The organism is Sulfuriroseicoccus oceanibius (genome assembly GCF_010681825.2).
Classification (GTDB): domain Bacteria; phylum Verrucomicrobiota; class Verrucomicrobiia; order Verrucomicrobiales; family SLCJ01; genus Sulfuriroseicoccus; species Sulfuriroseicoccus oceanibius.
In genome coordinates this window covers 3,137,429-3,150,685 of record NZ_CP066776.1, presented here as the reverse complement: position 1 = coordinate 3,150,685, position 13,257 = coordinate 3,137,429, and the positions used below count along the sequence as shown (strand labels likewise).

The following is a 13,257-nucleotide window of genomic DNA, read 5'->3' as shown; positions in this document are numbered from 1 at the left end:
TGATCCATGGAAATTCTTCGATCAATTGCCGACCTTACGCGGGTGCCCGGTCCGGTGCACTTGGCGATTGGTGTGTTTGACGGTGTGCACATTGGGCACATGGCGGTGATTGGCGATGCGTTGGCAGGGGCCAAGGCATCTGGGGGCTCGGCGGTGGTGGTGACATTTGATCCGCACCCGATCCGCGTGCTGGCACCGGAAGTGGCACCGCGTTTGCTGACCGCTGAGCGGCACAAGGAGATGCTGCTTGAGGAGATGGGAGTGAAATGGATGTTGGTGATCCCGTTCGACGGTGTGTTCGCCAAGATCCCGGGTGATCGGTTTGTCCGCGACTTGCTGAGTGCTTGTGAAAACCTGCGCCAGATCGCGGTTGGTACTGATTTTGAGTTCGGGGCGAAGCGCTCGGGCAACGTGGCGATGCTTGAGTCGATGGGCGTTGATTATGGGTTTTCCGTGTCGGCGGTCGATCAAGTGACGGTCGGCGGCGAACGGGTTTCGAGTACGGCGATCCGTCATGCGGTGCAGGTCGGGGATTTTGCCAAAGCTGCATCGCTGCTCGGGCGCGAGTACACCGTGCTGGGCACCGTGATCCAGGGGCGGAAGCTCGGGAGGACTCTAGGCTTTCCAACCGCGAACCTGACCGTGCATTCGGAGCAGTTGCCTCCAAATGGAGTGTGGGCGGTGAAGGCCACACTGCGCGGTGAAGTTTTCAACGGTGTCGCCAACTTGGGCGTGCGCCCGACGGTGGAAGGCGGAGCGGCCCGCAAGTTGCTTGAGGTCCATTTGTTCGACTTTGAGGGCGACCTTTACGGTGCTGAGATGGACGTACGATTCGTGAAGTTTCTGCGCGAGGAGACTAAGTTCGATTCGCTGGAGGCACTGACGGCCCAGATCACAGCGGATGCCGAGGCGGCGCGTGCTGTGTTTGGGGGGTAGGGCGCGTTGCGCGTGGGAATACTCACGCAGAGACGCAAAGACGCGGAGGGGGGAAAGCTCCGACGGGAGGTGAAGGCGACGTCGAAGGCTGGTGATCGCGGTTTTTTCCGCAGATTGCAGGATTGTTGGGATTGTTGTTTTTCTGCCAGAGGCGGTGCGTGATGGATAGCGGCTGCGCCGTGTGGTGGTTGATGCATGCGCAGCTCTGATGGGGAATACTCACGCAGAGACGCGAAGACGCGGAGGGGTGAAAGCTCCGACGAGTGGTGAAGGGGGCGTCGGAGGCGGGTGATCGCGTTTTTTTCCGCAGATTACAGGATTGTTGGGATTGGTGCTTTTTTGAGCTGGGGGGGGCTAGCGGCTGGGCCTTGTGGTGGTGATGTTGATGCATGCGCAGCGCTGGAGGGACGGCATTCCTGCCGTCGGTGAGGTGTGATGCAGGCGAAGCGTTGCGAGTATCGGGGGGACGCTATCGCTATCGGTATCCTCATCGCAATTGACCGGCAGAGGGTTCGATAGTGATGGTGTGGGGCGCGCAGAGATCGTGCTCGCTGCGCTCTGTCGGGGAATAGGGTCGACAGGAATGTCGAGCGCCCGGCGCATGCTCGTATGACAATGCGCAGCGCTGGAGTGACGGCATTTCTGCCGTCGGTGCGGTGTGGGTACTCGTTCGCGCGCGGCCGGGGAGCTCCGGAATAGACCCGGGTCTTCGTCGCGGAGCGACGGCTTACTGGTTAGCCTGCGGTTTCAACCGCAGGGGGTGATCGGGATAAAAGAATCGTCCCATCGGGACGGTTTACATGGAGCGGGCACCGTCACCCCGCGGACACAAAAAGACCCATCCGATCGCTTGGATCGAATGGGCGGATGGTTCCCGCATGTGCCGTCCGTGGGATTTGGACCTCTCGTTCCCTGACTCTCATCAGGTGGGCAGCCGCCGAACCAACATCTGCCGTCCAATGGAGGCCTGACATCAGTTACCCAGCTAAGCCGCCCGGAGTTTATACATCGGGTCGGGGCCAATATTCCCACATGCGGTCGAACACCGTAGGAACCGCCGCAAGATAGCCGGAATCGTACGTTTGTCGCGAGGAATCCGTAAGAATTGTGCGGACATTTGCAGGCCGGTCAGGCATACATGATGGAGCTCCCGCAGCTGCGGGCAGGTTACCCATAATCTAGAATCTACAGAACTCGTTCTCCCCAAATGTTTATGATTTCCCCTGCATTGATCAAACGTTCGTCGCTACTCCTGGCGATGGCGGTTTCGCTTTCATCCACCGGGCTTGCGCAAGAGGCCAAGTCCGACTCCAAGCTGACACTTGGTTCCCCTGTTCCGAGTCTCGATCTCGAGGGCGTGAAGTGGGTCAAGGGCGAGCCGGTGAAGACGCTCGACGAAGAGGGCAAGGTCTATATGCTGGAATGCTGGGCAACGTGGTGCGGACCGTGCATCGTTGCGATTCCCCACGTCAATGAGTTGCACCAGAAGTACGGTGACAAAGGGCTGGTCGTGATTGGCATGAGCTCGCTCGAAGATGATCTGGCGAAAGTTGAAAAGTTTGTGGAGAACCGTGGCGATGGCATGAGCTACCGCGTGGCGTTCTCCGGTGGGCGTAAGTCCGAGTTCTCCAAGCAATGGCTCAAGGCCGCCGGGGTAAAAGGGATTCCCCATACCTTCCTCGTCAAGAACGGGACACTGGTGCTGATGTCACATCCTGCGGACGTCGACGATGCCTTGATCGAGAACCTGCTCTCAGGTGACTTCGATGAGAAAGCATTCGCTGCTCGTCTCGCTGACAAGAAGGCGCGCGAGGCCGAGGTGAATAGCAAAGTCTATCCAATGGCACAAAATGGGCAGTGGAACGAGCTCGAAGCATACGCTCGCAAGGAGTTGGCGGACGATCCGACCACGCAGCGCCGCTGGTTGGTCATTGCCAATGCGAACATGGGCGACTGGAAGGATCTGCTTGCTGTAGTGAGCCAGGACATCAAAGAGGCGGATCTTGATCTGATGCTGGTGCAGAGTGCGTTCATCACGCCGGATGGTGAGGGGGCGGAGGCTTTTGCAAAGGAGGCGCTCAAGACCTTCAGCGAAGAGCGGATTGCCGGGCTCAAGGGCGGAGACCAGCGGGTCGGTCCTGTGTTGGCGCGTGCACGTTATTTGTGGATCCTTGGGGAAAAGGATGCTGCCAAGGAATTGGTTGATGGCATGGCTGAGGAGATTTCCGCTTCAGATGATCAGGGGGCGCGAGGTTACTCTGGAACGGTTACGAAGCTGCAGGAGAAGATCGAGGCTGGTGAATTCCCTCCGGTGCGCACGGTGAACCAGCGCTAATCACTGGGCTTGTCTGCATTTTGCCGACGGCTCCGGAGCGATCCGGGGGCGTCGGCTTTTTTTGTGTGGCGCTTAATGGCTTGCCATATCTTGTATGGTTGCCATATCGTGTATGGCATGAAGATGACGATGCATATCGATGAGGCGTTGTTGGAAGAGGTGATGGAGATGTACGGATTCGAAACCAAGACCGATGCCGTCGACTTCGCTCTGAGGGAATTGAACCGCCGCAAAAAGTTGCGTGCCTTCATGAAGGAGGGGCTGGGCTTGAGCGAGGATGAATTGAAGTCTGCGGTTTACCCTGACTATGACCTGAAGGCGATGCGGGTTGCTGAGGTGCCAACCAAGGGGGAGAAGTGATGAACACATTGGATTCCGTACTGGTGGACGCCAACGTGTTCATCGATCTGCTGCGGGCTGGAAAAGATCCGGCGCAGACGTTGCTGCGTCGTTTTGATACGACGGATTTGGTGACCTGCGGGGTGGTGAAGTCCGAGGTGTTGCGCGGTGTGCGTTCGCCGGTGGTGCGCGACAAACTGGCGGCCTTTTTTAACATCATGTGTTTTGTCGATATGCCGTTGTCGGCGTGGGATGAAACGTGGCAGTTGGCTTGGAGGCTTGATCGGGAGGGAAGGGTCTTGCCGTTGACCGATCTTTGTATCGCCACATGCGCGTTGCGTGCTGAAGCTGCGATAGTCACCAATGACCGCCATTTTGATCATATCCCCGGGCTGGTGGTATTGCCGATGGACTAGTGCTTGGAGGTGTAAATCTGGTTGGTTATACCGTCCGGTAGGATAGGTTTGCGTGGGGCGCTCAGTCTCCCCATGGTTTGCCCATGATGAAACTCCTGAACATTGGATTAGCCGCGATTGCGCTGTGTGCACCGGCTGCTCACGCGGAAGTGAAAGTCGCCGAGGGATTGAAAGCGGTGGAGGTTTTCACGCCGAAGAAAGATGGTCACCCGCATTTTCGGATCCCGGCAATTGTGACCAGTCAAAAGGGCACGCTGCTCGTATTCGCCGAAGGGCGGGTGCGCACGCACGACCACGCGCGCAATGACATTGTGCTCAAGCGCAGCGAAGACAATGGCGAGACCTGGAGCGACGTGATCGTGGTCGATGAGGACAAGGATTTGGTGATGGTGAACCCATCGCCGCTGGTGCTCGAGAGTGGCCGGATTTTGGTCTTCTACGAGACGTTTCCGCACGGCTACCACGGCCGCAAGGAACATGACATCAAGATGATGTCGACCGGGTACGAGCAGGGGCTGACACAACGATTCCTAGTACGCAGTAGCGACGACGACGGCAAGACGTGGTCGAAACCGCTCGACTTGACGCGAGTGGCACGGGCCGATAGTTCGGATATCAGGAATTTGATCACTGCAGGGAGCCCTGCCAATGCGATCCAGCTCACCCGCGGTCGCTATAAAGGGCGCATCGTGGTGCCGCTCTTTCTGGTAAAGCGGATCACCGAATCGAAGCGTGAGATCTACAATGGGGTACTCTACAGCGACGACAATTGCCGCACGTGGAAGCGCAGCCGGATCGTGCCGATCGAGGGGACGAATCATTGCAATGAGGCACTGATCGCCGAGCTCGATGACGGAAGTGTGATGATGAACGCACGCCCGGGCCGGACGCCACTGCGTGCGGTGTCGGTCAGTCGCGATGGCGGGCAAACGTGGTCGCCTTTTGTCTATGATCAGGCGTTGAAGGGCCGGAACTGTAACTGCGGGCTGTTGAAGTACTCGTACGCCGACGAGGGCAAGAGCCGACTTTTCTTCAGTCACAACTTCCACAACAAGAAGCGTGCCAATGGTCATCTTAAGTTGAGCTACGACAACGGCAAGACCTGGCCGGTTTCCAAGCAGGTGGTGCCGGGCTGGTTTGGATATAGTCAGCTGACGAAGATGAAGGACGGCAGCATTGGGATGATTTTCGAGCCGTTCCAGAGCCCCAAGGAGCCGTGGACTTTGCAGTTTGTCCGGATCCCATTGGAGTGGATCGAGGGGTAGGTGAGTTTTAGTTAGGTGATTCGAGCCCCGTTCGGTTTTTACCGGGCGGGGCTTGTTTTTTTTTGCTCGGGTGATTGTGCCGCCCCGTTGGGGCTCATGGGGTAGGGCGGTGCTCCCCACGGCGGTGCCGTGGGCTGTGTTGGTCCGCGCCTCCGGCGTTGGGATATGCGGAAGGCGGAAGGCGGAAGGCGGAAGGCGGATCGAACGGTTCGGACGGTTCGGACGGTTCGGACGGTTCGGACGGTTCGGACGGATTGGACGGATTGGACGGATTGGACGGATTGGACGGATTGGACGGATTGGACGGATTGGACGGATCGGACGGATCGGACGGATCGGAAGGATCGGAAGGATCGGAAGGATCGGGCACAAAAAAAAACGGCCGCCGGTTCGTGAGGAACCAGCGGCCGCTGAAGAATTGGATCAAGGGTTAGTCGGTCTTGATCTTGGTGAAGGCGATCATCAGGAAGACGATGCCCACCACGGAAACCGCACCGAGACCGAAGCCCCATGCCAGGTTGCCGTAGACAAAGCTACCGATACTGAAGAGAGCTCCGTAGATCACTGCGCAACCAATGAAGACGCAGAGGAGTTTGAGTGGCATCTGCCAATCGATTCCGTCCTTGCCGTGAAGGTCAACACCTTCAGCCTTGGCGTCGCGGAGGACCTTCGCCCAACCTGGACCACCTGGGTGGCACTGGCGGTAGAAGTTGTAGAGCACTTCCTTCGATACCGGCTTGGTAGCGAGGGTGCCGACGATCCATGCAACGGTGACCACGGCGATCATGAGCATGAGCTTCACGGAGAAGACCAGGCCGGATACCTCAGGGTGGTGGATGTAGACCACGTTGTCCTTGATGATGCCACCGAATGGGATGGTAGCAGCATAGAGGCCCTTGGCAGGCTTTCCTTTGGCTTCAAGTGGCTCGTTGATGGTCACGAGGAGGTCCTTGCGGTGCTCCATCTTGAACTCTTCGAGCTGGGATGCCCAAGCAGGAGCGCTGGTGACAGCAGCAACTTCTGGAGCTCCGGCAGCTTTCGCCATGATGTCAGCGATGACAGCTTCAGTAACTTCCTTGGCAGCGATTGCTTCAGCGGTTGGTTCCTTGGCGTCCTCATCCTTTGGAGCAGGCTCCACTTCGATGATTGCTTCAGGAGCCTTCAGCTTCACGTATGCCTGGGTAAGAGCGGCAACGGAGAGGGCGTCGGAGACGTCCGTCTTACGCTGGTAAAGGGTCGCGTAGAGCTCGTGAGCAGCTGGGCGATCGGCTTCTTCGGCCGAGTTCCATGCTTCCTGAGCTGCGTTGGTCTCCTCACCAAGCTTGGTGGTGACTTTCTCACCTTCGGCTTTGGCAACCTCGATGAACTTGTTCAGCGCTGGGTCTTCGACGGCCTGAACCTTCTCGGACACGCTGTCGTTGGAGATGAACCAGCGCAGTGCGCCTTCGTCACCAGGGCCGAACACGAGCCAGATGGCCATGCCGGATGCAACGATCATTGCGACGATCTCGGTGGTCGCGTTGATACGCCACCAGAACCAACGCAGCAGGTAGATGGCACCGGTGCCCGCTCCCGAGAGGAAGAGGAACTCGAAGCCTTGCTGAGCCGAGTCGAGAACGGTCAGCGAGAGGGTGCCTGCGAAGACCATGAGGCCGACAGTGCAGACGCGGCCCATGCGGACCATGTCCTTCTCGGTTGCGTCCTTCTTGACGAAACGCTTGTAGAAGTCGTTGACCACATAGGACGAGCCCCAGTTGAGGTGGGTGCCGATGGTCGACATGTAAGCGGCGATCAGGGATGCCACCACGATTCCAAGCCAACCTGGGCCAAGGATCTTGGCGAGCATCGCAGGGTAAGCGATGTCGGACTTGAGGTACTGAGGGTCAATGTCAGGGAATTGAGCCTTAATGTCCGAGAGCTGAGGGAAGATGATCAGGGACGCGAGGGCCACGATGATCCATGGCCATGGGCGCACGGCATAGTGCATGAAGTTGAAGAGCATGGTTGCTCCGATCGCGTTCTTCTCGTCCTTAGCCGAAAGCATCTTCTGGGCGATGTAACCACCACCACCTGGCTCTGCACCTGGGTACCAAACCGCCCACCATTGCACTGCAACAGGGATGACCAGCAGTGGGATGAACGACATCCAGTTGCTGAAGTCCGGCATGATGTCGAGCTTTGGAATCACGGCTTCGTGGTCGAGGAGACCTGCGAGTCCGCCCACAGCCACTTCGGTGTCAGCGTAGTTCACCGCAACGTAGGCCGCGTAGACCGCACCCACCATGGCGATGCCATACTGGAAGAAGTCCGACCAGATAACGCCTTTGATTCCACCGAGCGAGGCGTAGATCACCACGAACACCGAAGCGCCGACGATGGTGACGAATGGGCCAGTGCCGAGCATGACGCCACCGATCTTGATCGCTGCCAACGAGACGGATCCCATGATCAGGCAGTTGAAGAAGATGCCGAGGTAGATGGCGCGGAATCCGCGGAGGAAACTGGCGCCTTTGCCGCTGTAGCGGAGTTCGTAGAACTCGAGGTCGGTCATCACGTTCGATCTGCGCCACAGCTGGGCGTAGATGAACACGGTCACCATACCGGTGATGAGGAATGCCCACCATGCCCAGTTCTTGACCACGCCGTCGTCACGGACGAACTGGGTCACGAGGTTTGGGGTATCGCATGAGAAGGTACATGCGACCATGGAGATACCGAGGAGCCACCATGGCATGCCGCGGCCGCCAAGGAAGAACTCGGATGAACTTTTTCCTGCTGTTTTCGACGCGACCCAGCCGATTCCGAGCACGATGGCGAAGAACACGGCAATGATCGTCCAGTCGATGGATTGGAGGATTGATGCTATCGTTGTCATTTTTGTATTTGGGGGATGCCGGTAGCGGTGTGTCAGGAGGACTCACGCCTTCGATATCACGGTGGAAGCCTAGCATCTAGCGGAGGAAGATTAGGGTGTCCAGCGCGAAAGCCTGATAGTTGGGCGCATACGCAGTTATGACTTGGGAAATTGTCTTGAATCGGCTGGCGTGCCGGTTTCTTCGATTGCGTGGTGCGGATGGGCGTCTATTAGTGGGGTGCTATGACCGCAAACGACAAACCGACTCTTCTGATTCTCGCAGCTGGAATGGGCAGCCGATACGGTGGCCTCAAGCAACTCGACGCCATGGGCCCTAACGGTGAGACCGTGCTCGACTACTCGGTTTACGACGCCATCCGTGCCGGCTTTGGCAAGGTGGTCTTCGTGATCCGTCGTGACTTTGAGGACGTGTTCCGTGAGCAGGTGGGATCGAAGTTCGACGACCGCATCACCGTGGAGTACGCATTTCAGGAGTTGGGTGACCTTCCTGAAGGTTTCTCCGTTCCAGAAGGCCGCGAGAAGCCATGGGGCACCGCTCACGCAGTGCGTGCGGCCCGTGACGTGATCTCCGAGCCATTCGGTATGATCAACGCAGACGACTTCTACGGTGCGGACGCTTACCAGAAGCTCGGTGACTTCCTGCGCACGGCATCGACCTCGGCTGATGTGTCCGAGTACTGCATGGTGGGCTTCGAGCTGAAGAAGACACTCTCCGATTTCGGCAGCGTGGCACGCGGCGTCTGCGAAGCAGGTGCTGACGGCAAGTTGGCCAAGGTTCAGGAAATGACCAAGATCGTCAAAACCGACGACGGTGCAGAGAACCAAGAAGACGAAGCAAACCCAGTGAAACTCACCGGCGACGAGCTCGTTTCGATGAACATGTGGGGCTTCACACCTGCGTTCATCCAGGAGATCGAAGAGAAGTTCGTGGCCTTCCTCCAGGAAAAGGGCGGAGAAATGAAGAGCGAGTGCTACGTGCCGCTCATCGTGGACGAACTGATCAACGAAAAGCGCGCGACCGTCGACGTGCTTGCCACCGACAGCACCTGGTTCGGCGTGACCTACCAGGAAGACAAGCCACACGTGCAGAAGTCGATCCAAGACTTGATTGCATCGGGTGCTTACCCAGAGAACCTCTGGGCCTAAGCTCCGGAGGCATTGATGATTTTCTCAACCATTTCATAAATCATGAGCATTGATATCAAACCAATCGCTTCGAAGTTCGCCATCTACGGTGATTTCGTGAAGGCTGCTCCATACGGAAGCGGGCACATCAACGACACCTTCTGCGCTGAGTTCGACCAGGCTGGCGCTCCTGTGCGTTACATCCTCCAGCGTCTGAGCCCTGTGGCTTTCAAGAAGCCGGTTGAATTGATGGAAAACGTGCAGCGTGTGACCGAGCACGCTCAGAAGATGCTGGCGGAAGCCGGTGATCCGGAAGCAACCCGCAAGGCGCTGACCGTGATCATGGCCAAGGACGGCAAGCCATACGTGATCGACGACGAAGGTGGGTTCTGGCGCGCATATCTCTTCATCGAGAAGGCACAGACCTACGACATCATCGAGAAGACCGAATGGGCATTCGAAGCCGCCAAGGCATTTGGTGAGTTCCAGAAGTTGCTCAAGGACCTTCCGGGTGAGCGCCTTCACGAGACCATCCCGAACTTCCACCACACCCGCGAGCGCTTCAACACCCTGAAGGCTGCGATTGAAGCCGACACCCACGGCCGTGCCGAGAAGGTTCAGGCTGAGATCGAGTTTGCTCTTTCCCGCGAAGCCATGGTCGACGTCCTGCTCGACCTCCAGGCCGAGGGCAAGATCCCTGAGCGCGTGACCCACAACGACACCAAGCTCAACAACGTCATGCTCGACGACAAGACCGGTGAAGGCGTGTGCGTGATCGACCTCGACACCACCATGCCTGGTCTCGCGTTGTACGACTTCGGCGACATGGTGCGCACCGCGTGCAACTCGGCTGCAGAAGACGAAATGGACTTGTCCAAGGTGTTTGCTCGCCGCGACATGTTCGAGACTCTCGTTTCCGGCTACCTCAGCTCGGCTGGCGACTTCCTCAACGACGTGGAGAAGGCACACCTCGTGCACTCCGGCAAACTGCTCTCGTTCGAGTGCGGTATCCGCTTCCTCACCGACTACCTGCAGGGCGACGTCTACTTCAAGATCAAGCGCGAGAACCACAACATCGACCGCTGCCGCACCCAGTTCCGCCTCGTTGAGTCGATCGAAGACCAGGCAGAAGAATGGCAGGCATTCGTCGACACCCAGTGCAAGTAACCGTTAACCACTGAATTGATATGAAAGTTCTTGTTACAGGTGGTGCCGGATTCATCGGTAGCCACGTTGTCGAACACTTCCAGGGCAAAGCAGACGTTGTCGTGCTCGACAACCTCCGCTCCGGCTACAAGTCCAACCTCGACGGGTTTGACTGCGAGTTCATCGAAGGATCGATCACCGACCGCGAAGCCGTGCGCAAAGCGGTGCAGGGTGTGGACTACATCTTCCACCTCGCTGCCATGATTTCGGTGCCTGAGAGCATGAGCAAGCCACACGAATGCGTGGAGCTCAACGTGCTCGGCCTGCTCAACGTGCTCGACGAAGCCGCAGCTGCCGGCGTGAAGAAGATCGTGCTCGCCAGCTCGGCGGCCAACTACGGCGACAACCCAACCGTTCCTAAGGTTGAGACCATGTTGCCTGAGCCGAAGAGCCCGTACGCGATCACCAAGCTCGACGGCGAGTACTACCTCGATATGTACCGCGCCGAAGGCAAGCTCGACGCCACCGCGTTGCGTTTCTTCAATGTGTTCGGTCCTCGTCAGGATCCGGGCAGCGCCTACGCGGCTGCTGTGCCGATCTTCATGCACAAGGCATTCGCCAACGAGCCAATCACCATCTTCGGTGACGGCGAGCAGACCCGTGACTTCATCTACGTGAAGGACATCGTGGCGGCGCTCGTGTTCGCAGCGACCACACCGGATCTTCCTGGTGTGTTCAACGTGGGCTACGGCGGCAGCATCACCGTCAATCAGTTGGCGCAAGAGATCATCGACGCGGCGGGATCGTCGTCCGAGATCCAGCACCTGCCAGAGCGTGCCGGCGACGTGAAGCACTCGCGTGCCTCGGTCGACAAGTTGCTCGGTGCGGGCTTCAAGCACGCCAGCAGCTTCGAACAGGGCATCCGCGACACACTTGAGTTCTTCCGCGGCAAAGCGGAGGAAGGCAAGTAACGCCAGCTCCTGAGCGCAAGTTCATCATCCGCCGCAGTGGGATCCACGTCCTGCTGCGGCGGATTTTTTGTGTGGAGAGTCAGACCTTGGATGGAACTTCGGCGCTGGTGAGCGCGATTTTTTTCCACAGATTTCAGGATGACGGGGATTGTTCTTCTGAGGGCGTGGCTGATTGAGTAGAACGTGAGCTAACCACGACCACGGAGTGTGGTCGCTCCATCGCAACTCGTGTTCCTGCCGACGCGGGGGAGTGTTGGCGAGCAGCTGCGCCGTGCAGCCGTGAATGTCGATCTACCAGCGACGGAGTATCATGCACGTGAAGCGCTGGAGGGACGGCATTCAGGCCGTCTGTGCGATGCAGTTTCCACCGGCGATGGTGGAAGTTAGCTGATCTGATGTTGGAAACGGAATCGACAGCGTCCGAGAACCCGCCGGGCGGATGCAGCTCCACCGCACGGCTCCTGTACGGAGCATGGGGCTAAGCCCGGGGATTCATCCCCGGTATAGGTAGGTGATTGAGATCCGCATCCTGGAGGGATGCTGGAGTTTGGATGGTGCTGGGCTCGTCCTGCCACACCACATCAATGTCCCGCGTGTGCTCGTTGGTTTTCACATAAGGCGAGTCATTGGTGTCGATGCGGTTGCCGTTGGCTAGGGTTTTGCGCACACGGATCTTACTGGTGGTGTGGCGGGGATCGGCGCCGAGGAACTGCAGCTTTGGTTGTCGTTACTCAAGGAGTTCCACATCAGGAAGATCGTATTCTCTCTTGAGGACTGAGTCGCCAGGACGATAAATTCTCATCAGAAAGTTCCAGCCTTCGGTGATATCGACTCGATTTGGTTTGTCGCCAAACTTCTCCTTAGAGCCGAAGTAGACTGTAAAGGTTCCGTCGTCGTTCAACGTTACATTTCGGTCGTTCACGATGTTGTTGTCCGACTTCATGAAGCCATCGTTGCCGTAAACTGTGATCGACCAGAACGCGTCATTCTGAGGAACCTTATAAGTCGCCATGTAGCCCTTGGTTGAGTCTGATGGTCCCTTGTAGTTGATGTAGACGGCATCTTTCTCGGGAAACAGTCCCCATGCGCCGGCTACTGCCAAGTGACGGGTCTTCTCATTGACCTTCCCGCGTGGCCCCATCCAGTCAGGTTCATACTGAGCGAACTTCTGGAACTCCTTTTCGTACTCCTCCCTCAACTTCAGCATCGAGTCCTTGTTCCATGTTGGTTCGGGAAAGATGTCGGCGCTAGAGGCATGGATGGTGATCTTCTTTTGGAGCTCGTTAACCGAAGCAACATCCTCTGGGTCGGCAGGATCCATGAGTTGAATCCGTTGAATGAGAGTCACATACTTGGTATCTCCCGGTATTTTGTGGGTGCCCGGTTCGTAAAATACCACGGGGCAGTAGTGGTCGTTGTCGATGACGAGAACCGAAAAATACCGATCATCGGGAAACTCCGGAATCGTGACAGTGGCACCACCCTCGGTGTCCACCACAGAGCCCGCGTAGAGCGTGTCGCGATTCATCCGCACTACCGATTGTTTATCCAGGGGAGTGGGCGTTGTGATGTAGAAGAACGTGTTGATCTTGCCTTCTGCGTTCTTTTGGAAGTCAGCAAAGGCAAAATCGGTCTCGGCGCGTATGTAAGTTTCCGGAGTTACGTCCTCCGCAGCGACCGTGATCGCAATGGTTGAGAGAATAGCGAGAATCGTCTTCATGCTTCTCGATACGGTTCGATTGGTTCATGGGATGTTTTCGGATTGCCGCTCTTATTTGGAAAGAGGGGCTTCTGCCAGCGGTGGGTAAAAACAAAAAAAAAGCGCCCCGGCAGCGGGAGGCTGGCGGGG

Annotated in this window: 9 protein-coding genes, 1 other RNA gene and 1 pseudogene; 8 read left to right on the top strand and 3 right to left on the bottom strand. The window is 57.6% G+C overall.

Annotated features, from left to right (window positions below; genetic code table 11):
- Nucleotides 1-6 precede the first annotated feature (6 nt).
- Nucleotides 7-936 carry a bifunctional riboflavin kinase/FAD synthetase gene (locus G3M56_RS12735; protein WP_164365140.1) on the top strand — a complete coding sequence of 310 codons (930 nt, stop codon included), beginning with the start codon at nt 7-9 and terminating at the stop codon, nt 934-936.
- An 867-nt stretch (nt 937-1,803) separates the two neighbouring features.
- Here G3M56_RS12735 and ssrS read toward each other — a convergent pair.
- Nucleotides 1,804-1,993: non-coding RNA, 6S RNA (ssrS, locus tag G3M56_RS12730), on the bottom strand.
- Nucleotides 1,994-2,143: 150 nt separating this feature from the next.
- Between ssrS and G3M56_RS12725 the strand changes: the two genes are divergently transcribed.
- The 4 genes from G3M56_RS12725 to G3M56_RS12710 all read left to right on the top strand — a co-directional run bounded on the left by G3M56_RS12725 (nt 2,144) and on the right by G3M56_RS12710 (nt 5,291).
- Nucleotides 2,144-3,271, top strand: coding sequence for a TlpA disulfide reductase family protein (locus G3M56_RS12725; RefSeq protein ID WP_164365139.1), 1,128 nt, complete (start codon nt 2,144-2,146; stop codon nt 3,269-3,271).
- 117 nt (nt 3,272-3,388) lie between these two features.
- Nucleotides 3,389-3,631: a type II toxin-antitoxin system VapB family antitoxin gene (locus G3M56_RS12720; protein ID WP_164365138.1), complete on the top strand. Its 243-nt coding sequence runs from the start codon at nt 3,389-3,391 to the stop codon at nt 3,629-3,631.
- Nucleotides 3,631-4,026 (top strand): type II toxin-antitoxin system VapC family toxin, encoded by a 396-nt coding sequence (locus G3M56_RS12715; RefSeq protein ID WP_164365137.1) that lies wholly within the window; start codon nt 3,631-3,633, stop codon nt 4,024-4,026. The genes G3M56_RS12720 and G3M56_RS12715 overlap by 1 nt, the downstream gene beginning before the upstream one ends.
- 83 nt (nt 4,027-4,109) lie before the next feature.
- Nucleotides 4,110-5,291 carry a sialidase family protein gene (locus G3M56_RS12710; protein WP_164365136.1) on the top strand — a complete coding sequence of 394 codons (1,182 nt, stop codon included), beginning with the start codon at nt 4,110-4,112 and terminating at the stop codon, nt 5,289-5,291.
- A gap of 1,462 nt (nt 5,292-6,753) precedes the next feature.
- On the opposite strand, the pseudogene G3M56_RS14290 reads toward G3M56_RS12710, so the two are convergent.
- Nucleotides 6,754-8,166 (bottom strand): annotated as a pseudogene (locus tag G3M56_RS14290) (sodium:solute symporter family protein); the annotation flags it as partial.
- 222 nt (nt 8,167-8,388) lie between these two features.
- Between G3M56_RS14290 and G3M56_RS12700 the strand changes: the two are divergent.
- From G3M56_RS12700 to G3M56_RS12690, 3 genes are read left to right on the top strand one after another with little or no spacing between them, the layout of a single operon-like run.
- Nucleotides 8,389-9,312, top strand: a complete 924-nt coding sequence (locus G3M56_RS12700; RefSeq protein ID WP_235203448.1) for a nucleotidyltransferase family protein — start codon at nt 8,389-8,391, stop codon at nt 9,310-9,312.
- Between the two features lie 42 nt (nt 9,313-9,354).
- The gene (locus G3M56_RS12695) at nt 9,355-10,458 is read left to right on the top strand and encodes a phosphotransferase enzyme family protein (RefSeq protein ID WP_164365134.1); all 1,104 of its coding nucleotides are present in this window, start codon (nt 9,355-9,357) and stop codon (nt 10,456-10,458) included.
- A 20-nt stretch (nt 10,459-10,478) separates the two neighbouring features.
- Nucleotides 10,479-11,408 carry an NAD-dependent epimerase/dehydratase family protein gene (locus tag G3M56_RS12690; RefSeq protein WP_164365133.1) on the top strand — a complete coding sequence of 310 codons (930 nt, stop codon included), beginning with the start codon at nt 10,479-10,481 and terminating at the stop codon, nt 11,406-11,408.
- 727 nt (nt 11,409-12,135) lie between these two features.
- Here the strand turns inward: G3M56_RS12690 and G3M56_RS12685 are convergent.
- Nucleotides 12,136-13,128 (bottom strand): DUF1214 domain-containing protein, encoded by a 993-nt coding sequence (locus G3M56_RS12685; RefSeq protein WP_164365132.1) that lies wholly within the window; start codon nt 13,126-13,128, stop codon nt 12,136-12,138.
- Between the last annotated feature and the right edge of the window lie 129 nt (nt 13,129-13,257).